This window comes from Sphingobacterium sp. WOUb80, assembly GCF_050058145.1.
GTDB lineage: Bacteria > Bacteroidota > Bacteroidia > Sphingobacteriales > Sphingobacteriaceae > Sphingobacterium.
In genome coordinates, this window is the sequence record NZ_CP165617.1 from 3,961,136 (window position 1) to 3,982,650 (window position 21,515).

At 37.8% G+C, this 21,515-nt stretch carries 19 protein-coding genes, 4 tRNA genes and 1 pseudogene; 13 read left to right on the forward strand and 11 right to left on the reverse strand.

What is annotated here, in order from left to right; all coding sequences use genetic code 11:
• Nucleotides 1-22 precede the first annotated feature (22 nt).
• On the reverse strand, nt 23-1,582 hold the full coding sequence (locus AB1Z56_RS16585) for a hypothetical protein (protein ID WP_426789689.1): 1,560 nt from the start codon (nt 1,580-1,582) through the stop codon (nt 23-25).
• Between the two features lie 227 nt (nt 1,583-1,809).
• Here AB1Z56_RS16585 and AB1Z56_RS16590 point away from each other — a divergent pair.
• Nucleotides 1,810-2,043, forward strand: a pseudogene (locus AB1Z56_RS16590) (S1 RNA-binding domain-containing protein); the annotation flags it as partial.
• A gap of 72 nt (nt 2,044-2,115) precedes the next feature.
• On the opposite strand, the gene AB1Z56_RS16595 reads toward AB1Z56_RS16590, so the two are convergent.
• Entirely contained in the window at nt 2,116-2,532 is a 417-nt protein-coding gene (locus AB1Z56_RS16595) for a hypothetical protein (RefSeq protein WP_312338354.1), read from the reverse strand.
• Between the two features lie 593 nt (nt 2,533-3,125).
• Here AB1Z56_RS16595 and rpsL point away from each other — a divergent pair.
• The 4 genes from rpsL to rpsJ all read left to right on the forward strand — a co-directional run bounded on the left by rpsL (nt 3,126) and on the right by rpsJ (nt 6,717).
• Nucleotides 3,126-3,539: a 30S ribosomal protein S12 gene (gene rpsL, locus AB1Z56_RS16600; RefSeq protein ID WP_002993550.1), complete on the forward strand. Its 414-nt coding sequence runs from the start codon at nt 3,126-3,128 to the stop codon at nt 3,537-3,539.
• 19 nt (nt 3,540-3,558) lie between these two features.
• Nucleotides 3,559-4,026, forward strand: coding sequence for a 30S ribosomal protein S7 (rpsG, locus tag AB1Z56_RS16605; RefSeq protein ID WP_172396610.1), 468 nt, complete (start codon nt 3,559-3,561; stop codon nt 4,024-4,026).
• 131 nt (nt 4,027-4,157) lie between these two features.
• The gene (gene fusA / locus AB1Z56_RS16610) at nt 4,158-6,281 is read left to right on the forward strand and encodes an elongation factor G (RefSeq protein ID WP_309366091.1); all 2,124 of its coding nucleotides are present in this window, start codon (nt 4,158-4,160) and stop codon (nt 6,279-6,281) included.
• Nucleotides 6,282-6,411: 130 nt separating this feature from the next.
• The gene (rpsJ, locus tag AB1Z56_RS16615) at nt 6,412-6,717 is read left to right on the forward strand and encodes a 30S ribosomal protein S10 (RefSeq protein WP_028070501.1); all 306 of its coding nucleotides are present in this window, start codon (nt 6,412-6,414) and stop codon (nt 6,715-6,717) included.
• Between the two features lie 89 nt (nt 6,718-6,806).
• Here the strand turns inward: rpsJ and AB1Z56_RS16620 are convergent, their stop codons facing one another.
• The 3 genes from AB1Z56_RS16620 to AB1Z56_RS16630 all read right to left on the reverse strand — a co-directional run bounded on the left by AB1Z56_RS16620 (nt 6,807) and on the right by AB1Z56_RS16630 (nt 9,561).
• Entirely contained in the window at nt 6,807-7,418 is a 612-nt protein-coding gene (locus tag AB1Z56_RS16620; protein WP_426789690.1) for a porin family protein, read from the reverse strand.
• Nucleotides 7,419-7,657: 239 nt separating this feature from the next.
• Nucleotides 7,658-8,794 carry an AI-2E family transporter gene (locus tag AB1Z56_RS16625; RefSeq protein ID WP_426789691.1) on the reverse strand — a complete coding sequence of 379 codons (1,137 nt, stop codon included), beginning with the start codon at nt 8,792-8,794 and terminating at the stop codon, nt 7,658-7,660.
• A gap of 116 nt (nt 8,795-8,910) precedes the next feature.
• On the reverse strand, nt 8,911-9,561 hold the full coding sequence (locus AB1Z56_RS16630; protein ID WP_426789692.1) for a porin family protein: 651 nt from the start codon (nt 9,559-9,561) through the stop codon (nt 8,911-8,913).
• Nucleotides 9,562-9,902: 341 nt separating this feature from the next.
• Between AB1Z56_RS16630 and AB1Z56_RS16635 the strand changes: the two genes are divergently transcribed.
• Nucleotides 9,903-9,973: transfer RNA gene (locus AB1Z56_RS16635), tRNA-Cys, on the forward strand.
• A gap of 33 nt (nt 9,974-10,006) precedes the next feature.
• Nucleotides 10,007-10,186, forward strand: a complete 180-nt coding sequence (locus tag AB1Z56_RS16640; protein ID WP_077437607.1) for a spore protein — start codon at nt 10,007-10,009, stop codon at nt 10,184-10,186.
• A 33-nt stretch (nt 10,187-10,219) separates the two neighbouring features.
• On the opposite strand, the gene AB1Z56_RS16645 is transcribed toward AB1Z56_RS16640, so the two are convergent.
• A complete protein-coding gene (locus AB1Z56_RS16645) occupies nt 10,220-10,966 on the reverse strand; it encodes a copper homeostasis protein CutC (protein WP_426789693.1) in 747 nt (248 codons plus the stop codon).
• Between the two features lie 158 nt (nt 10,967-11,124).
• Nucleotides 11,125-11,946, reverse strand: coding sequence for a hypothetical protein (locus tag AB1Z56_RS16650; protein WP_309366097.1), 822 nt, complete (start codon nt 11,944-11,946; stop codon nt 11,125-11,127).
• Between the two features lie 446 nt (nt 11,947-12,392).
• Between AB1Z56_RS16650 and AB1Z56_RS16655 the strand changes: the two genes are divergently transcribed.
• Both AB1Z56_RS16655 and AB1Z56_RS16660 read left to right on the forward strand, forming a co-directional pair.
• Nucleotides 12,393-12,812, forward strand: coding sequence for a hypothetical protein (locus AB1Z56_RS16655; RefSeq protein WP_426789694.1), 420 nt, complete (start codon nt 12,393-12,395; stop codon nt 12,810-12,812).
• A 45-nt stretch (nt 12,813-12,857) separates the two neighbouring features.
• Nucleotides 12,858-13,151: a Smr/MutS family protein gene (locus AB1Z56_RS16660; RefSeq protein WP_309366099.1), complete on the forward strand. Its 294-nt coding sequence runs from the start codon at nt 12,858-12,860 to the stop codon at nt 13,149-13,151.
• Between the two features lie 41 nt (nt 13,152-13,192).
• On the opposite strand, the gene AB1Z56_RS16665 is transcribed toward AB1Z56_RS16660, so the two are convergent.
• The 3 genes from AB1Z56_RS16665 to AB1Z56_RS16675 form a co-directional block, all read right to left on the reverse strand.
• Nucleotides 13,193-14,173 carry a 3-keto-disaccharide hydrolase gene (locus AB1Z56_RS16665; RefSeq protein WP_426789695.1) on the reverse strand — a complete coding sequence of 327 codons (981 nt, stop codon included), beginning with the start codon at nt 14,171-14,173 and terminating at the stop codon, nt 13,193-13,195.
• A 168-nt stretch (nt 14,174-14,341) separates the two neighbouring features.
• Nucleotides 14,342-14,415: transfer RNA gene (locus AB1Z56_RS16670), tRNA-Pro, on the reverse strand.
• Between the two features lie 278 nt (nt 14,416-14,693).
• A tRNA-Pro gene (locus tag AB1Z56_RS16675) sits at nt 14,694-14,767 on the reverse strand.
• A gap of 431 nt (nt 14,768-15,198) precedes the next feature.
• Here AB1Z56_RS16675 and AB1Z56_RS16680 point away from each other — a divergent pair.
• On the forward strand, nt 15,199-17,583 hold the full coding sequence (locus tag AB1Z56_RS16680) for an ABC transporter permease (RefSeq protein WP_426789696.1): 2,385 nt from the start codon (nt 15,199-15,201) through the stop codon (nt 17,581-17,583).
• A 49-nt stretch (nt 17,584-17,632) separates the two neighbouring features.
• Here AB1Z56_RS16680 and AB1Z56_RS16685 read toward each other — a convergent pair.
• Nucleotides 17,633-17,706, reverse strand: a tRNA-Pro gene (locus tag AB1Z56_RS16685).
• A 342-nt stretch (nt 17,707-18,048) separates the two neighbouring features.
• Here AB1Z56_RS16685 and rplS point away from each other — a divergent pair.
• The 3 genes from rplS to AB1Z56_RS16700 all read left to right on the forward strand — a co-directional run bounded on the left by rplS (nt 18,049) and on the right by AB1Z56_RS16700 (nt 21,512).
• Nucleotides 18,049-18,396, forward strand: a complete 348-nt coding sequence (gene rplS, locus AB1Z56_RS16690; protein ID WP_159731148.1) for a 50S ribosomal protein L19 — start codon at nt 18,049-18,051, stop codon at nt 18,394-18,396.
• A gap of 296 nt (nt 18,397-18,692) precedes the next feature.
• Complete coding sequence (locus AB1Z56_RS16695) at nt 18,693-19,778, forward strand: carbohydrate-binding family 9-like protein (RefSeq protein WP_309367093.1); 1,086 nt, start codon at nt 18,693-18,695, stop codon at nt 19,776-19,778.
• 123 nt (nt 19,779-19,901) lie between these two features.
• Nucleotides 19,902-21,512, forward strand: coding sequence for a CTP synthase (locus AB1Z56_RS16700; RefSeq protein WP_309367094.1), 1,611 nt, complete (start codon nt 19,902-19,904; stop codon nt 21,510-21,512).
• The last annotated feature ends 3 nt before the right edge of the window (nt 21,513-21,515 follow it).

Consider the following 21,515-nt stretch of genomic DNA (forward strand, 5'->3'; position numbering starts at 1 on the left):
AAGGACAAAATTTAAAATAAGTCTAATTTATTTTTTTAGGTGCAACTAACAACGAAATATTCGAGTTATATACAGTGTTAAATATAAAACTTGCGTTCATTCCATCTTGGAGTATAATTTTATCTCCGAAATACACTAAAACATCGCCTAGTTCATCCGTTGAGTTCTGTACAGTATATGTATGTGTTTTTGAAGAGCTTATTTCTGCAGAAGCACCGAATTTTAGTCCATTTTTTGTTTTATCAAGACCAAAATTTGTTGCAAATTTAGAAGTATTTGTTGTGCTAACAGTAGATGTGCTCGCTTGATCAAGTTCTGATACAGAAATTTTCCAGCCATAACTTAAATTCTCTAAATCCCATTCTTGCAAGGGAATATCTACTTTGGCAAACTTTGGAATTATTTTTTTTATATAATAGGCTGAACCTCCTACGACACCATATTCTATATCAAATAAATCTTGTGGTTTTATAGATTTGATATCTGTAAAACGCTCACCTATACCATCTTTCGCATTCGACAGAACATCAAATCTCAATTCAAAGTAGCCATCTGACCAAAAGTTAGGAGAACCAGCTTTTGAACGACTCAAAATCGGATCATCTGGATCAGAATTTGTATTTGTCATCAAATTAAATCCAGATTCAGAAATCGAAAGATAGTGTATGAATTCTTTATGCCTCCCTCCCCTGAACTTCCCTTGTGTCTCTGTTGGTGTAAGACCATAGTAAATAAAATCTCTTTGCCATTGATCGCCTGGCAGAAAAGAAAATGCTGCTGTAGCATCCACCAATCCTCCATCCCAAACCTGACGTAGATTCAGTTCTAACGCAGTCTTACGTTCTCCCCAGGCAACACCAGCTAATGAAGTAGAACCCGCTTTTTTTGAAATATCACCGTTTTTCTTACTTGAAGCTTTCATTACTCGACTATCACCTTCTTTATTATCAAAACTACCAGATATAAATTGATACTTACTTTTAGGGTTTTGATCTCCCATTGAGCCGTTAGCTAACAACGACCTGTCTTTTATCTTGATCCTCTCACTATTTTTTACAACCAAAGTTGGAAATCCCGGTATATAATCTGCCTTTATCTTTATTTTCTCCTCACCATTCTCAAAAAACTCAAGTTCATTATTTTTATAATTCCCTTCTGCTACCACAGCAGGAATTTCATCCTTAGAACTCCAGGTTTCAGGAGAAAAACCACTAGGGAGAGTAGGTACGTAAATCGTTAGCAAAGGTAATTGACTTTCAATCCTACTTAATGTTTCTTGATCTGTAACTTTTAATAAGTTATCCCGAAAACTCAAATTATTATCCAAAATTTCATCCTTTATAAATGGATAGAACACATCGTAATCATTATCCACCATTTTAAGCGCTTCTTCTTGAATAAAGTTTCTCATTGACTGATTTGAACTAACCGCCTTTGATAAAATAATAGCAAATTTTTCTTTTGCCACATTTTCATTAGTAAAATTTTTCATCGGATTATCCTTCTGAAATTTTACGTCGTCTTTCGCACAAGACAATAAACACATCGAAAACATAGTGATTTCAATAAATTTTCTTTTCATAATTTAATTCTAAAATTTCAATTAATTCTTTACAATAAAAACATTATACCTAAAATATCAAACACCTTTCAATAAGAAAAATAAAACAAGAAAATACTCAAAAACCAGTATATCAATCACAATACATCTCATTATAAGAAATTTAGCACTCGTAAAAGTACAATGTAGGGATTTAATAAAAATAAAAAGCATCTCCAGAGGATCATATCAGTACAGGATAGGCTGCTATTGTTTCTAGTGTAATCAAATGGGGTATGTATGTGGAGATTGAAGAAAACAAATGTGAAGGTATGGTCAGGCTGCGGGATATCACGGATGACTTTTACGTGCTTGATGAGAAGAACTATGTGATCATTGGCCAGCGGAAGAAAAAGAAATTCCAATTGGGTGATGAGGTTCAGATCCGCGTAAAGAAAGTGGATCTGGATAAACGGCAGATTGATTTTACGTTGCTTTCATAATATAAATCCAATTCACTAAAAAGCCCGAATCCGTATACGGATTCGGGCTTTTTAGTGAATATGTAGAAGAAGCTATTGTTTCGTTCCATCAAAAGAATATTCCAACTGTCCTGCTTCCGTTCTTTCCGCCAAAAAAGTTAGGCCTTTATTTTCAAAGGTGAAGATAAATTGACCTTGAGGCTCATTTGGAAGAGCTTGAATCGAGATATTATAGTTATTGGAAACCTGGATCTCTCTTACAGGAAGCTTTAGATCGGCATTTTGCGCGCTAACTTTAACTTTATTATCGCTAACCTTGCTAACTACCAATATTTGATTGAAGACTTCGGCACCACCAATAATCTTAATTTTACCTTTATATGTACCTATAGCTGCATCAATGCTTCCGCCGGTTTGAATAGGTTCATCTTTATCCTTTGAACATCCAACAAAAGCGAAGGTTACCAAGGCCAATACCACCGCATACATTAATTTCATTTTGATTTTCATAACTTGAATACATTAATTTGTTTCTATTAAATATTTATACGTTTTTAACAAACGCTTTGCCAAACAGAACGCAAAAACATGCAAAGCAAGCAATATACTCAGAAACCAGTAGAAGATAAATTTCAGGCAAAAGACGGTTTTTAAAGAATATTACGCAGAGAAAGAACAGCTTACAGTAGATAAGGTTAAAAACATCTTCTCACACAGCGAGCGGCCGTCCGGCCATCCTACGACCGTCCCTATTTGTGTACATAACCAGCCGCTATACCTCAACTATTCAATTCAACAACATCTCACGGTCCACCAGGGGGGCTATAGGTATTATTCCCTAGAAAAATATTAGGCTCCTGCGCAAATAGGATAAATCATCTTAAATAAATTGATCTAACGCCCAGGCGCCGTAAATCAAGAAAGATATGGAGCGTCTCTTTTACCACGACGCAAACGGAGTGACAGTATAAGAAAAAAAGACAAGGGCTTATCAAAAAATAATCTAAATTTTATACACTAACTATTTCATATTCAAAAGGGAATCAGTATCTTTGCGAACTTAAAATAATTTAGGTATAAAATTTATAAACAAAAACAGGTAAATGCCTACTATTCAACAATTAGTTAGAAAAGGTAGAGTAGCTCTGGTTGATAAGAGTAAGTCACCAGCGTTGGACTCATGTCCACAGCGAAGAGGTGTATGTACACGTGTATATACTACTACCCCTAAAAAACCAAACTCAGCAATGCGTAAAGTAGCTCGTGTACGTTTAACAAACGGTAAAGAGGTCAACGCTTACATCCCTGGAGAAGGTCACAACTTACAAGAGCACTCGATTGTATTGATCCGTGGTGGTCGTGTTAAGGATTTACCAGGTGTACGTTACCACATCATCCGCGGTGCATTAGATACTTCAGGTGTAGCAGGTCGTAACCAACGTCGTTCTAAATACGGAACTAAGCGTCCTAAACCAGGACAAGCAGCTGCAGCTCCAGCAAAAGGTAAAAAGAAATAATTAAACGGAGGAAAGAAAAATGAGAAAGTCAAAACCGAAAAAGAGAATCATTTTACCTGATCCAAAGTTTAATGACGTTCAGGTAACACGTTTCGTAAATAACATGATGGTAGATGGTAAAAAATCTATCGCTTATGATATTTTTTACGATGCAGTAGAATTAGTAGAACAAAAAACACAAGAAAGCGGACTAGAAGCTTGGAAAAAAGCTTTGAACAACGTTATGCCTGCTGTTGAGGTTAAATCACGCCGTGTTGGTGGTGCTAACTTCCAAGTTCCTATGGAAGTTCGTCCAGATCGTAAAATCGCTTTGGGTATGAAATGGTTAATTTCATACGCTCGTAAACGTGGTGAAAAAACAATGTTCGAAAAATTAGCAGGAGAAATCATTTCAGCTTCTAAAGGTGAAGGTGCTGCTGTTAAGAAGAAAGAAGATACGCACAAAATGGCGGAAGCTAACAAAGCGTTCTCACACTTCAGATTCTAATTTTGAAGACATTCAAAAAAATATGATTACACCGACCTCCGATAAAAACAATCTTTTATCAAGGTCGGTGTACTTATTTAACATTACATTTAAACACATAAGACCATTAAGGTCCGCTGCTTAAAAATATTATGGCAAGAGATTTAAAATTCACTAGAAATATCGGTATCGCTGCCCACATCGATGCTGGTAAAACTACAACAACTGAGCGTATTCTTTATTACTCAGGTGTAAACCATAAATTGGGTGAGGTTCACGAAGGTGCTTCAACAATGGACTGGATGGAGCAAGAGGCTGAGCGTGGTATCACAATTACTTCTGCTGCTACGACAGTTTTTTGGCAATACCGTGGTAATAAATACCAAGTTAACGTTATCGATACTCCTGGACACGTGGATTTCACGGTTGAGGTAAATCGTTCATTACGTGTATTAGACGGATTAGTATTCTTATTCTCTGCGGTTGATGGTGTTGAGCCTCAATCAGAGACTAACTGGAGATTGGCTGATAATTACAAAGTACCTCGCATCGGTTTCGTTAATAAAATGGACCGTTCAGGTGCTGACTTCTTAAAAGTTGTTGGTCAAGTAAAATCAATGTTAGGTTCTGATGCTGTAGCATTACAATTACCTATCGGTGCTGAAGATACGTTCACTGGAGTTGTTGATTTAATTAACAACCGTGGTATCGTATGGAATGAGCATGATAAAGGAATGACTTTTACAGAAGTTCCAATTCCAGCAGATATGGTGGACGAGGTTGCTGAATACCGTGAGAAATTATTGGAAGCAGTAGCTGGTTATGATGAGACTTTGATGGAGAAATTCTTCGAAGATCCAAATTCATTGACCGAGCGTGAAATCTTAGATGCTTTACGTAAAGCAGTATTAGATAATGCGATCGTTCCTATGGTATGTGGTTCATCTTTCAAAAACAAAGGTGTTCAAACTATGTTGGATCTAGTAATGGAATTATTGCCTTCACCTCTTGATATTGAGGCTGTAAAAGGTACTAACCCTGATACTGGTGAAGAAATCACACGTAAACCATCTGTAAACGAGCCTTTCGCAGCTTTAGGTTTTAAAATTGCGACTGACCCATTTGTAGGTCGTCTATGTTTTATCCGTGCTTACTCTGGTAAGTTAGATGCTGGTTCTTATGTTTTGAACACTCGTTCAGGAAACAAAGAGCGTATCTCTCGTATCTTCCAAATGCACGCGAACAAACAAAACCCTATCCCTTTCATCGAGGCTGGTGATATCGGTGCTGTTGTAGGTTTCAAAGACATCAAAACTGGTGATACACTTTGTGACGAAAAAGCACCTATCATTCTTGAGTCTATGACTTTCCCTGAGCCAGTAATTGGTTTGGCAATTGAGCCTAAAACTCAAGCTGACGTAGATAGATTAGGTATTGGTCTTGGTAAATTGGCTGAAGAGGATCCTACATTCGTTGTAAAAACTGACGAAGAAACTGGTCAAACAGTTATCTCTGGTATGGGTGAGCTTCACTTAGAGATCTTGATCGACCGTTTGAAACGTGAATTTAAAGTTGAGGTTAACCAAGGTGCTCCTCAAGTATCATACAAAGAGTCTATCAACGGTACTACTGAGCACCGTGAGGTATTCAAAAAACAATCAGGTGGTCGTGGTAAATTCGCGGATATCAAAGTTGTTATTTCTCCAGCGGATGAAGATTTCGATTTAACAAAATCACCGCTTCAATTCGTGAATGAAATCGTTGGTGGTAAAATTCCTAAAGAATTTATCCCTTCAGTTCAAAAAGGATTTGAAACTTCAATGAAAAATGGTGTGTTAGCAGGATTCCCATTATCAGGAATGAAAGTTCGTTTGATTGATGGTTCATTCCACGCTGTCGATTCAGATTCATTGTCTTTCGAATTAGCTGCTCGTCAAGCATACCGTGAAGGATTACCTAAATGTTCTCCAGTGTTAATGGAACCAATTATGAAAATAGAGGTTTTAACACCAGAAGAAAACATGGGTGATGTAATGGGTGACTTAAACCGTCGTCGTGGTCAAATGCAAGGTTTGGATTCACGTAACGGTGCACAAGTAATCAAAGCATTGGTTCCACTTTCTGAGATGTTCGGTTACGTAACTCAATTACGTACAATCACTTCAGGTCGTGCAACATCTACAATGGAATTTGATCACTTTGAAGAAGCTCCTCGTAACGTTGCTGAAGAGGTGATTGCAAAATCAAAAGGTAAAATCAAAGGTTCTGTAGAATAATATAGAATAGAGATAAAGGAACAAAGAAGAAGGACCTCTCGTCTTTTCTCTTTGTTCTTTAATCAAAAAAGTAAACACCGATTGCTAGTTGTGAATAGCTCTAATTAGCAATCATTTTAAATAAATAAAAATGAGCCAAAGAATCAGAATTAAATTGAAATCTTACGATTACAATTTGGTTGACAAATCAGCTGAAAAAATCGTAAAAACAGTAAAACCTACAGGTGCAGTTGTTAGTGGTCCTATTCCATTGCCTACTGAGAAAAAAATCTATACGGTATTACGTTCACCACACGTTAACAAAAAAGCACGTGAGCAATTCCAATTGTGTGCTTACAAAAGATTGTTGGATATCTATTCATCAAACGCTAAAACTGTTGACGCATTGATGAAACTTGAATTGCCTTCAGGTGTTGAAGTAGAAATCAAAGTGTGATAGATTTCAGTCACTGAAAAAGAAGGGCCTTTCGTAAGAAAAGCCCTTTTTTTATTTGAGAATATGATCTGTTTACAAAAAATTTCCAATTAGAACTGGAAGCCAACACCAACTGAAAATACGCGGTTTTTAGAAGTGGCTCCCTCAATATCTTTATACATATTCGTTAATCCTAATCCGTAACCTGCATTGATCAGAAATCCATTTGTGAATTTGTAACCTCCCAAGAAATTTAGACCAGCGTCAAAAGTTTTTAAGCCGGCATCGCCAAAACTTCCGCTTTCACTAAAATTTCCTTGGCTAGACTTTACATGAACGCCAAATCCTGCATAAGGCCCTGCCCCCAAAAAAAACTTTCCTGCTTCGCCTGTAGGAATATAATAAACTAGATTTACAGGAACTTCTACATACATTAAGTTATCTTTAGTATCTTTCTCCAAACCAAATTCACCTGCGGACGCCTTTCCACCTTTACCTTGAAGTGAAACTCCAGGTTGCAAACTAAAACTCGAAGCAACTGGTATATCTGCATACCCCGTAACATAAAAGGAGGTTGTAGCATCTGAAGTATAACTCAAATTCCCTCCACTTACTTTGAATTTAGCAAAGTTTAGACCTGCCTTAATACCATAAGAAGTTTGTGCTTTGGCTCCAGCAATAAAACATAATGCTGCAGCAATTGATAGTAATTTCCTTTTCATTAAAACAATAGATTAAATATACAACGAAAATAGTGTAAAAAATCTTGGAAAACAACATAGAATAATTGCCCATTCCTGCTGTGGTTGCTAGACACCTAGACACATAATAGAATTAGACTCATATCGTTAGAACCTAATTTCCAAATATCCCCCAATAAAATGCGGTAATTGACTTAAATTGGAGATTAAATTTTAACTTGATGACACATTTAGTGTTGCATTCCCAAATCTTGAGAATTTTACTCCTTTGATTCGTTTTCTTCTATAATTTTCTTCTCAACTGGGTTTAACGTATCAAATAAATCCTTATATACTTCATCCTTACTATCTTCTTCCCCTAACAGAAATCCCCAAGGTTTAAGTTCTTTGATCCGGTCCATCACAATCTTAACGATAGCCAGGATTGGTATAGCCAAAAACATACCCGAGATCCCCCATACCATCTCACCAATGATAATGGAGAGCATAGCAAACAGGGAATTGACTTTCACCTTAGAACCAACAATCTTGGGTACGATGAAATTACTGTCGATCATATGTATAATAATTAGTGCTATGATAACTAAGACAACATGGGTAAAAGAGGATGTAGCGAAAGTCAGGATGGCAATGATGAGCATCGAAGAGAAGATCCCGACATAAGGTAGGACATTAAACACTCCTGTAATTAGCGCTAAAAGCAGACTATATTTTACCCCTATTAATGACAAGACAATAAAGACTAATAAGGAGACCAAACTCATCTGGATCAGTAAGCCAATAAGATACTTTTTGACCACATACTGGATCTGCTTCACCACATCGATAACGATTGGCCTGTCTTCAACACGGTTGACAAATAAGAGAAATTTAACCACATGCCCTCTGTATATAAGCAAGAAAAATGTATATAGAAAAGTAAAAACAAATAGAATAAACATGGATGAAAGGGAAACCAATGCTGTTCCCAGGAATAAAGTTCCCGAATCCACAGACTTCGATGCTGTTTTATTAATAAAATCAATTTGATCTTTATGTTGGATTCCAAATTGGTGGCTCACCCAAGTCTGCAAATTGCTCACGCCGTCCATAATCTGCTGTTTAAAGGCTGGAAAATCCTCTTTAAGAAGCGTGAGCTGAGAGGCTAACAGAAAAAGCCCATACCCGAGAACGCCAAAAAACAAAATAACACTTAATATACCAGCCAATGTCCTTGGAAACCGGAGCTTCCGCTCCAAAAAATTGCTCAGCGGAATCAGTAGTAGGGAGAATAATAAGCCCAAAATCATAGGAATCACTATCGTATCTCCTATTTTTGCCAAATACCCCAGTAAAATGATACTGATGAGTACACAGGCCAACTTGACATAAAAGGGTAAAGGAAGAAATCTTTTCATGCAGCAATCTTTTGAATAAAAATAACAATTTCGGACGACTTAAGTTTAATCCAATAAAAAAGTCCCCACAAATGCAGGGACTCTTTCCTCATAATAAGTTTAAGTACTTATATTTCTTATAGTCCGAAACCGATACCGATCGACCACACACGGTTTTTAATAGATTCATTATTAGAAACGGGAGCTAAATTCGTTAGTCCCAAACCATAACCCGCATTAATTTGGAAGCCGTTAGAAAGTTGGTAACCAGCCAAAAAGTTCACACCAAAATCAGTCCGTTTTAAATCTTTATCTTCTCCACTGCCAAATCTTATATCATTTTCGAATTTACCATTAGAATCCTCCCCTTTGTATTTACCGCTCAGCCCAAATCCAACATAAGGTCCAGCGCCAATAAAGAAATTACCTGATCCTGTAGGAAATTTTGCTACTGCATTTACCGGAATATCCAAGGACATAATGCTTTCTTTTCCTTCGCCATTATTACTAGCTGGATCGGCAGCCCATTTGGTACCTTTATTCTGCAAAGACAATCCCGGCTGAATAGAAAAATATGGCGACACAGGAGCATCTAAATAACCCGTTAAGAAAAATCCGGTATTGGATTTTGTATCACTAAAATTTGTTGAATATTTAGGAATATTTACCCCCGCACGTATTCCGTATCCCAATCCACCTTGTGCAAAAGCTCCTAATGAACCAAATAAAATTGCTGCAGATAATAATAGTTTTTTCATGTTTCCTAATTTACTTTGTTCTTTTATCATTTACTCTCATATATTTCCTGTATGAGATTTATTACAGTCCAGTTTGCAATATCCATTCCAAAATACATAAGCCATTAATTTCCACTTCAAAACAAAAGAAAAAACTCCTACGTCATTTTTTTGATTGTCCTTTAAAAGGTACAGTTGGTTGAAAAAATTGCTACTTGTTCAACGTACCTACTGACAATTGACAGTGCGAACAAAAAGCTCAAAGGATCACTCAACAAAATACCAACCTGGTTTTCAGACGAATGCTTAAAAACATAAAAGTTTTATCATAAAGATTTTTTAATTCCAATTATAAGTTTTATTTTTGCAGACCTTCAAAAGGAAAAAAATAGGGTCGGATGGCCGAGTGGCTAGGCTGAGGTCTGCAAAACCTCCTACAGCGGTTCGAATCCGCTTCCGACCTCGTTTTATTTTAAACAATAAAAATATTATCAAAATGGGAGTTACACGTTTAAAAAGAAAAGATAGAAGAAATAAAACTGTTTCACGTGTTGAAGTTCAGTTCTTGAAATTAGGAACTAACGTAGAGTTAGGTTCTAGATCAAAAATGAAAGCTAGCAACCAAATCGTTAAAAACGATGCTATCTTAAATCAATTAGCTGCAGAAGCTAAATAGTAAGAAGAATTTAATAGCCTTTAAAGTACTACTTTAAAGGCTTTTTAATAGGTCCACCATTTGGTGGACTTTTTCTTTTGAGCTCATCCATTGTGCTTCATCCATCCCATTGACCTGACTCTGATTGAACTCCATCTTAGACACACACAATTCTTTAGCAGAACTATGTATGGCAACCGCACCAGTTTGCTCTAAAATGTGAACTATATTAGCTGCATCTACACCTGCGCCAGGCATAATCACAACACGGCCATTTGCTTGTTGAACCAACTGTTTGAGTAATGGAGCTCCAGCTAAAGCGGAATTTTGCAGACCAGATGTCAAAATACGATCTATCCCCAGCTCAATAACATCCTCCAATGCTTGGAAAGGATCTTCCACGCGATCAAAAGCGCGATGAAAGGTAACATGCATAGGACGCGCAGCTTCCACCAATCGCAAAGTATTTTCTCTATCCACCGTACCATCTGCCTTCAGTATACCTATTACAACACCATCTATACCCAATTCCTTACACATCTGAATATCAGCTATCATTTCCAAGATCTCGGTCTCTGCATAAAGAAAATCGCCTCCACGTGGCCTGATAAGCACGTGAATACCAATATTCACCAATTCCCGCACCAGCTGCAACTGACCAAACGAAGGGGTAGTCCCTCCATTTTCCAAATTTTGACAAAACTCTACTCGAGTTGCTCCACCTCGCTGGGCTTCAATTGCAGAGGCCACAGAATTTGAACAGATCTCTAATTGGTAATTTCCAATTGCCTTTTCCTTCATTATAGTATATTTTAAGCTATTTTTCGTTTACGCGAATAACGTAAAAAAAAAGCAAATAACCTACTCCCCCCCTCTGGTCAAAATAGTACAAGCGATAGAAAAGAATACAGATAAAAGATATTTTACCAGCATTGGAAATTTTGCTTCCAGACGAAAATCTACAGCTTTAGCTTATAACGTGGTACATCCACTTTTTTCCACTTCCAATCCGGCCCTTTCGAAGTGCTCGTCCGATCTGACAGATCCCTTGAAGAAGGTGGATCTAAGAAACGCTCCCGTTTAATATAAGTTGGCAATTGGAAGTCAGGTGATGCATTTAGCGTTTCAAAACATTCCCGCGCAAGTTTCATGATGTCATTCCGATTTTCTACATTGCTTTCAATTCGACTCCCTATATAAGACGCCGCACCATACAATTGCTCATAAATAGCCGAATCTTCAAAAGGTTTGAATTTCAGACGCATCATTATTTGCACCAATAGGGAATACAGATCATTGTCCGCAGGCGTCAGAACCAACTTATCCAACACCTTTGGTATCAACTCCCACATCATCAATTCAACCACTAAATCTTTGGTGTTCTCACCAATAAAATCGAGTGTAGGCCACATCTGCTCCACATATCGTACAACAGAATCTCTATTTCCATGCAAGGCAACCAACTGTCTATTGCTCCAATATTCCAGCGGTATGTCCCTTCGATAAAAGACTCCAAATATATGTTGACCTTTCAACCGGCCCAAGGAACCACAATTTTGCATCTCAAACTCAGGTGCAAGCATACAGTAACTAAACATATCACGCGTATTTAGCGTTTTAAATGTTTGTACCGAAAGAGGATTCCATAAAGCAGGATAACGTTCCCTATCCAAACTATCTTCTCCTGACACCAGTCTATACACGTAATAGTCTTTCAGTAATATCCGCAAGATTGCTTCACGGCCACCAACGGGATAATTTCTAGATTTAATCTTCCCCATTATTCCGAGATACCTCGGGAACTGATCGTTTATAAATTTTGTAGAATCTTTCAGCTTATATTGGCCATGACACATAGGTAAGCTGTACGAGAGCAGCAGTGCTAAAAAAAGGATATATGACCTCCTCATGTTAAAGAACTCAACAAAACTAGATGCGACCATAGTTAATACATTTACACTGCATTGACTACAATACAGCATATTAAATATACCCAAAATTAAATAGTATTAATTAAATTAGGTTTCAAAAAAAACTACGATTTGAAAACGGAACCAAAAACCGAAAAAACTCAGTTCCGTTTTAAGCTCAGCCTCTTCTTTTATATACAAAAGTCATAACCGAATTTTAGACATGTAAAACATTCGGCTGAACTATTTGTATATACCTTACATGCTTTTATTTAAATAACTAAAAACCAAGCGCATACATTTTTAAGTAAAATATCATGGCAATTATATCAAAAAACATGGAGACCCAAGAAAAGATCATCAGTACTTTTGAAGAGCTCCAAAAAGCTATATATGACCTGAAACATCAAATTGTTGAATTTGAATTGCTTTTTAATCAGGCTTGCAACAGACATATTGATTCTAATTTCCAAAAGGAGTGGTTGCTGGACAGAATATCCTCACGTCATGATATGATTACACTTCGACACGATGCCCTGCTTCTTATTCGAGACACTGTGTCTGCGTTCCGGGATTTCGACGGTTACTTTCTAGATATCAAACAGCTACTTCAATCGATCGAGTTACTCATGCTCAATCATGCCGATGAGGAAGAATATGAAATTGCGGCTATTATCAAAAAATGGTATGAAAAATTTGCTCAAGCGATTTATTTCGTTGGCGACTTAACCTATTAAGTCGTTGTTTTATTCTACTTTTGCAGCATTGTAAAATATTGAAAAATGCGCAAACCACCAGCTATCGTTGACTTACACGCCGACACCTTTCTTGAAGATTGGGAAGATTATTCGCCAGAGGAGCTCTTACAAGAATCCATGGATTTTATGCGTTCTAATCTAGATGCAGCTATTTATTGGGAAATGAACGAAATAAAGTTTATTCATGGTAAAGGAAAAGGAATGTTAAAAAAAATGGTTTTTGAAGAGTTGCAAGAATACAAAACTCATGGCTCCATTGAACGGTATTATACTTCCTACCAGAATGAAGATATCGTAGTCGTTGTCATAGGGATTTAAAAAAGGCTACCTTTTTCAGATAGCCTTTGTATAATGTTATGCTATTTAATAGCTGGAGTAATAATTACTTTTCGGAATTCCACTGGACCGTGATCCCCTTGGAAATAAATTGGCCCCGGCTCTGCCTCTTTGCTATCCAATGCGCCACCGGTTATACCAGGAATTTCTTGGTTGCTGATCACAGTTTTACCATTCGCCACAACTGTTACTAGGCGTCCCACCAATGTAATATCATAGGTTTGCCATTCTCCGGCTCCCTTATTGACCATTTCATTTGCAGCTAAGAAACCGTATACCCCAGCAAAAAGCACGGCATTAGGATGTGCATCCTTGGGACTATCTTCTATCTGAACCTCATATCGGCCTCGCAAGTAGACCCCACTATTACTTCCTGCTGGAATTTTAAATTCGACATGTAATTTAAAGTCTTCAAATTTCTGCTCAGACACCAAATTAGAACCAGATTGCGGACTAGTCAATATACCATTTTTCACCACCCATTGATTCGTTTTCCCAGTAGCTTTCCATCCAGACAGATCCTTACCATTGAACAGCTGAATAGGCTTACCCCATTTTACCGCAGCTGTTCGCTTGAGTTCTGGAGCACGAACACCTTTAAAGCGATATGTTTTGCCATCGGGCTCCGTTACCATACCTTGCAATACACCATTAACGATCTCGCCTTCTACAATTAGATTCATCTTTCCACCCTCCCATTGCGGCGGGATGGCAAATTTGAACTTCCCTTTCTCATAAAACACCTGAGAAACTGGCCGAGCACTTCCGGAAGTACTCACATAATGACCGACTAAAGTTCTATAGCCCGACAATTTTACCTCCAGCCAAGATGGCGCAGGAATACCATTAATATCCACTTCGATATCCCACCTTCCGATCAGCTCTTTGCCTTCTACCTCTTGTTGATAATTGATAGCTTCTGCGACTGAATGATTTGCAAAGGTAACTTGCGGTAATGCACAAGAGGCCAAAATTCCTAAAAGAAATGCCGCTTTTCTGTTCATATTATTTATGTTTATATTCTAGTTGACAATAAATTTCAAGCAATTTAACTGTTTAACAGCGGGTTTACAAGGATATAATGTTAAAAAATGCGAAGAGTGCAGCTGGTCGCAGTTCGCCTTCCTGCCCTGAAACAAAAAAAGCCCTAACTTTCGTTAGAGCTTTTCTAGTCGGGGTGGCAGGATTCGAACCTACGACCTCCACATCCCAAATGTGGCGCGATACCGGGCTACGCTACACCCCGAAAAAGGTATCACCTTTGTTTTGTGTGGCACAAAAGTACACTAAAAATACATGTTTTTCAAAAATATTCTCCACAAAGTACCTAACAGATTGACTTATTGCAAAATAATTTATAAAACCCTTTAAAACAACATTACCTTAAAAGGCAAAAAAAGAAAAATCCCCCCAACACAAGCCTGTGAGCGACCTACGGATCGAACCAAATAATATCCTAAAGGTCATAGGTTCGCGCCTGCCCAGAAACGAAAAAAGCCCTAACTTTCGTTAGAGCTTTTCTAGTCGGGGTGGCAGGATTCGAACCTACGACCTCCACATCCCAAATGTGGCGCGATACCGGGCTACGCTACACCCCGAAAAGGTATCACCTTTGTTTTGTGTGGCACAAATATACGCTTCTTACAATTTATTTGCAAATGAAAAGCACAAAATTAAACTAACAAGTTGTTACATTGCGACATATTCTTTATCCGGACGACACATAGCTCTCCTTTATGGGATCAAGTCCAATGCTATGAACCAATATTTATTACTTCGATTAGCACTCAGATGTAAATTAAAATCTTTTGACTTCTCAACAGTCGCATGTTCGAATACGGACATGATGTGTTCGAATTCAAACACTTATAATCGCTAAAAACAACAATCAAACAACTGATTAAAAGCTTGTTAATCATCTGGCAGTTTTTTTGAAATTGACTTTCATTGTAGATATTTCTTCAACAAGCAAAAATTAATGCGGCATTCAACATCATTGATAGCCACCAGGTCGAAATGAACACTTATAATGAAAAATATGATAAAAAACTACATCAAAATTGTATGGAGAAACCTTATTAAAAATAAGGCCTTTTCGATTATCAATATCCTCGGTTTGACAATAGGGATTACTGTGTGTGCAATGATTTTTCTATTTATCGCCCATCAATTCAGTGTTGATAAATTTCACAGCCATGGCGACCGCATTTATCGGGTGATGCGCGGATTTGATCGCAGCAAAGAACGCGCCCCCTATTTATCCGCCCCCTATGCTAGCGCGCTACTAACGGATTACCCCGATGATATCAAAAAAGCTGTACGGATATTACCCACCAATGGACTATTCTCATTTGGCAACATCTCATTCAATGAAAAGAAACTCTTTATTGCTGACACCGATTTCTTTGAACTATTCAGCTTCCCCCTGTTAAAAGGAAATCCACATACTGTTTTAAAAAATCCGACAAGTGTCGTACTATCGAAGAAAACCGCAAAAAAATATTTCGGAAATGATAATCCCATTGGCAAAGTACTTCAACTTGACAAAAATAGACAGCTGACCGTTACAGGAATTGCACAAGACCCTCCAATTAACTCACACTTGGATTTCGATCTCGTCATCCCATTAACAAATTATATCAACGAAGATTCGTTCAAAGCCTGGGAAAACAACAACTTATTCACCTATATCCTGCTTAATGAACATAAAGACCCCAAACAGCTCGAAAGTCAATTCCCACAGTTCATGGATCGTCATATGAAAACGGTCTCTAACAATATGGGGCTTCATTTTGATCTTGCACTTACACCCTTACATGATATTTATTTTGAACCCCACAGTGCATTTGACAGCGCTAAACATGGAGACAAAAAAGTTGTTTACATCTTTCTTTCTATCGCCATATTAATATTAGTCATCGCTTGCATCAATTTCATGAATCTTTCCACAATACGTGCCGTCGACCGCTCAAAGGAGGTCGGACTACGGAAGGTACTTGGCGCACAACGCTTTCAATTGACAGGACAGTTTATCGGAGAATCTATTTTATTAGCCTCGATATCCTGCATGCTCGCGATGTGTTTACTACAACTATCAATGCCCTTATACAGCCAATTACTAGGATACAAACTTACGGTCCCTTGGAATTCATGGTCCATCTATATTTTTTTACTAGCGGTGGTTTTTTGTGTAGGCATACTTGCTGGAAGCTACCCAGCATTATACCTTTCCACCTTCCCACCCATACAGGCGTTAAAAGGAAAATTACGTTTAGGCAAGAGCGGAGCATTGTTTCGCCATGTCTTGGTCGTATTTCAATTCAGCATCTCCATTTTACTTATAATTGGCACTCTGATTATCACGAAACAGATGAAATACGTAAAAGAAAAAGGCCTGGGCTATGACGATCAACAAAGCGTAGTGATCCCTATAGATAATGAAGAATTCTACAATAATCTGCGAACTTTCAAGAATGAGCTATCTACCAGCAGCAATATCGCATCGGTTTCATTTATGTCTGGTGAACCTGGAGGATTCTTCGACAGCCATACATTCGAAGTAGAGGGGCAACATGACGAGAAATGGAAATCAAGAACGGAATTTACCGATTTCGACTACCTGAACACGCTTGGACTAAAAATAATTGCAGGCCGAAACTTTTCAGTGCAATACCCAACCGATTCCACTAGCGCTGTACTGCTTAATCGCACGGCCGCATCAAAGCTTGGATTTACTCCCGAACAGGCTATCGGCAAATGGATAAAGAATACAATCCGCGATCAATTCCAACGGAAGATTATTGGTGTTGTAGAAGATTTTAATTTCCTATCTCTAAAAGAAAATATGGATGCGCTGGTCATTTCTCCTTCTGACGACCTTAGGGTAGCTGTCGTTAGATTAAATACGAAAGATTTCCCTGCAGCATTAAAAACCATTAAAGCTGCATTTGGCAAAGTAGCCCCATTATACCCTTTTGAATACAGTTTTTTGGATCAGAAATTCGACACATTATACAAAACCGATATCAGACAGCAGCGCATACTGAGCCTTTTCTCCGGCTTAGCCATATTTATCGCCTGTCTGGGCCTTTATGGTCTCGCCTCATTTACTGCAGCCAAAAGAAACAAAGAGATCGGAATCCGCAAAGTACTTGGCGCCTCCGTATCAGGAGTTACCACATTACTTTCAAGAGATTTTATAAAACCTGTACTCATTGCTTTGATGATCGCCTCGCCGATCGCGTGGATAGCCATGAACAAATGGCTGGAAGACTTTGCTTATCGTATAGAAATTCAATGGTGGATGTTTGTGCTAGCAGGGCTCTTAACGATCGGCATTGCATTAGTGACTGTAAGTTGGCAGGCAATTCGGGCAGCTGTAGCTAACCCTGTAGACAGTTTACGAGATGAATAGAAACAGGAAGAAAACAAAAAAGCTCTAACTTTTGTTAGAGCTTTTTTAGTCGGGGTGGCAGGATTCGAACCTACGACCTCCACATCCCAAATGTGGCGCGATACCGGGCTACGCTACACCCCGAAAAGGTATCACCTTTGTTTTGTGTGGCACAAATATCGAATCATTTTTTGACTTTGTCAACACCTTATAGAAAATTAATCACTAAACAACTGATTGATTGCACAATATTTTTACAAAAAGCACATATTCTATTGAATTTAGTATTCAAAAATCCGCTCCATATAGCCTACAAAGGAATATTCAAAATATCTTTAGATTATCCATTTCATTTTCATATCTTTGCATCCGATTTGAATATCAGTCAATAGTTTTTTAAAAAAGTATTTTTATATTCAGAAAATAAGTCGTAATATTGCATTCCGATTTTTACAGGATATAAATCGTTAATAATTACTCGAAATCATGGATTTAGTAAAATTTGTAGAAGAACAAGCGGTAGTAAAGAATGAAATTCCCGCTTTCAAAGCTGGAGATACCGTCAGCGTTCATTATAAAATTCGCGAAGGAAATAAGGAGCGTGTACAGGTGTACCAAGGTGTAGTAATTCAATTAAACAGCGAAGGTGCTAACGCTACTTTTACCGTTCGTAAAATCTCAAACGGTGTAGGTGTTGAACGTATTTTCCCTGTAAACTCACCAAACATTGAAAAAATTGTAGTAAACAGCTACGGTAAAGTTCGTCGCGCGAAATTATTCTATTTACGCGGCCTTACTGGTAAAGCTGCTCGTATTAAATCGAAAAGAATCTAATTACGACTACCACGGCATAAAAAAAGGCTTTGAATAAACTCAAAGCCTTTTTTTATGCCCTATCGTTTGCCCCATTCAAAACATAGGCAATATCACTAAGCTCCTTCTGTAATAAATTTACGACAATTATATAATGTCCCTTAAAATCCCAGGCCTTCTTTTGCTCCGCTAAAACATTTTACTTACTTTTAGCAGCGTATCTGAAAGGTAGAATCGTAGATGATTACAATAGCTAAAAACAACCTAAGATTGTTTCATCCTAACTTTACTACCGTTAAAAATCAAACTGTACCTTGATGAGAATTATAGCTTTTATCCTTACTTTTATAATCTATCCGACCTTTACTTTTGCACAACGAAATCTGCATGAATTTCTTCAGTTACAGTCGCACCCTCAAACGTATTATGTACATCCGGTAACAGATACAATCACGATTGATGGAAAGGACAATGAGGCTTGCTGGTCTAAAGCGGTTTGGACAGATTCTTTTAAGGATATTGAGGGATCAACTAAACCTGTCCCAGCCTTTGAAACAAAAGTCAAGATGCTTTGGGATAAGGAAAACCTGTATCTGTTTGCGAAGCTTCACGAACCTCATATCAAAGGTTATTTAAGACAAAAAGATACAATCATTTATCATGACAATGACTTTGAGATCTTTCTCAAACCAAATCTAGTATCTCCGGAATATATAGAGATTGAAATAAACGCATTAAATACAGTAATGGATCTTTTGATGACTAAACCTTATCGCTTTGGTGGCAGGGCGAATCTAAACTGGGACACAAAAGATCTTGAAAGTGCCGTTTATCATGCTGGCTCCATCAACAATCCACAAGACAAGGATGAATATTGGACCGTGGAAATGAAAATACCCGTAAAGAGTCTGAAATACTTTGGCGAAGGAAATCAAATTAAGCCGAATGAAATCTGGAAGATAAATTTCTCTCGTGTACAATGGCATTATGACAATAGTGAAACAGCATATAGTAAGAGAAAAGACGATACCGGTAGGACGCTCCCTGAAGAGAATTGGGTATGGTCACCTATTGGACTTGTCAACATGCACTACCCGGAACGATGGGGACATATCAAATTTGTTGATACTGCAAACCAGCAACCGATCGACGAGCAATTCCTATCTCTTGAAAGAACGGCCTGGAACATCTTTTACTTGCAACAGATCTATAGAAACGACCAAAAGCGTTACGCTACGTCAATTCAGGAATTGAGCAAATTATATCCTGAAATTATGAATGAACGTAAAAGTTATGATATTGTGTTTTCAAACAGCAATAATTTCTATCGCATTGAAATCAAGTCAAAAACGCAACCTACATTAAAGACGACAATAGATAGCCGCGGTAATATCTATTTTTAATTTAATTATTCGAACGATCTTCAATTCTGATTTTGAATAAAAATTGCTATCTTTGTATCCCGTACATAGAGCAACTATTATTGGTCATTTTGACCACATAAAATTGAAAATCCTTTAATTGTTATGACTAAATATATTTTTGTTACGGGCGGCGTTACTTCGTCGTTGGGGAAAGGTATTATTGCTGCCTCCCTTGCTAAACTTCTCCAAGCGCGTGGCTATAAAGTTACCATTCAAAAATTCGACCCTTACATTAACATCGATCCAGGAACATTAAATCCATATGAGCATGGTGAATGTTATGTTACAGAAGATGGTGCTGAAACTGATCTTGACTTAGGCCACTATGAGCGTTTTCTGAATGTCCCTACCTCACAAGCAAACAACGTCACGACAGGTCGCATCTATCAACACGTTATCCAACAAGAACGTGCAGGTGCATATTTAGGAAAAACCGTTCAAGTAATTCCTCATATTACTGATGAGATAAAACGCAGAATGCAACTGTTGGGTGAGTCTGGTCAATATGACATTATCATCACTGAATTGGGCGGAACTGTTGGCGATATTGAGTCTTTACCATTTGTGGAAGCGGTAAGGCAGCTCCGTTGGGAATTGGGCGCAAATAATTCGCTGGTTATCCATTTGACTTTAGTCCCTTACCTGGCTGCTGCTGGTGAGCTTAAAACCAAACCTACCCAACATTCAGTAAAAACATTATTGGAATATGGTGTACAACCTGATATTCTGGTATGCCGTACTGAACATAAATTATCACAAGAAATCCGCAAAAAATTAGCGCAATTCTGTAATGTCAATATCAATGCAGTAGTTGAATCTATCGATGCGTCGACTATTTATGATGTGCCATTATTGATGTTGAAGGAGAATCTGGATAAAACGGCATTAACGAAGCTGAAACTTTCCAACAAAAATGAGCCTGATCTAGAAAACTGGAAAAACTTTTTAGGTAAGCTCAAAAACCCAACAAGTGAAGTTAATATTGCATTGGTTGGAAAATATGTTGAGCTGCCAGATGCTTATAAATCCATCATCGAAGGATTTATCCATGCGGGCGCAACAAATGAATGTAAAGTAAAAGTGAGCTATATTGCTGCTGAGAGTGTTACAAAAGAAAATGTTGCTGAAAAGCTGAAAGGTATGGATGGTGTTTTGGTTGCCCCGGGATTCGGTGAACGCGGTTTGGACGGCAAGTTAAATGCTATTCAATACGTTCGTGAAAATAATATTCCGTTCTTTGGTATCTGTTTAGGCATGCAATGTTCGGTCATCGAATTCGGAAGAAACGTATTGGGACTAAAAGATGCCAACAGTTTTGAAATGGATGCCAACACCAGCAATCCGGTCATCAATTTGATGGAAGAACAAAAAAACATCACCAATATGGGCGGTACAATGCGTTTAGGTGCTTACGACTGTGAAATTAAAAAAGGAACTAAAGCCTTTGCCATTTATGGTAAAACAAAAATTTCTGAAAGACACCGTCACCGTTATGAATTTAACAATGACTATTTAAAACAATATGAGGCAGCTGGAATGATTGCTTCAGGATTCAATCCGGAGACTGGATTAGTTGAAATTGTGGAATTGAAAAACCATCCATTTTTCGTTGCCGGACAATTTCATCCAGAATTAAAGTCAACTGTTGCAAATCCTCACCCACTTTTTGTTAGCTTTGTAGCCGCTGCTTTGGCCAACAAAAAATCAAAGTAGTAA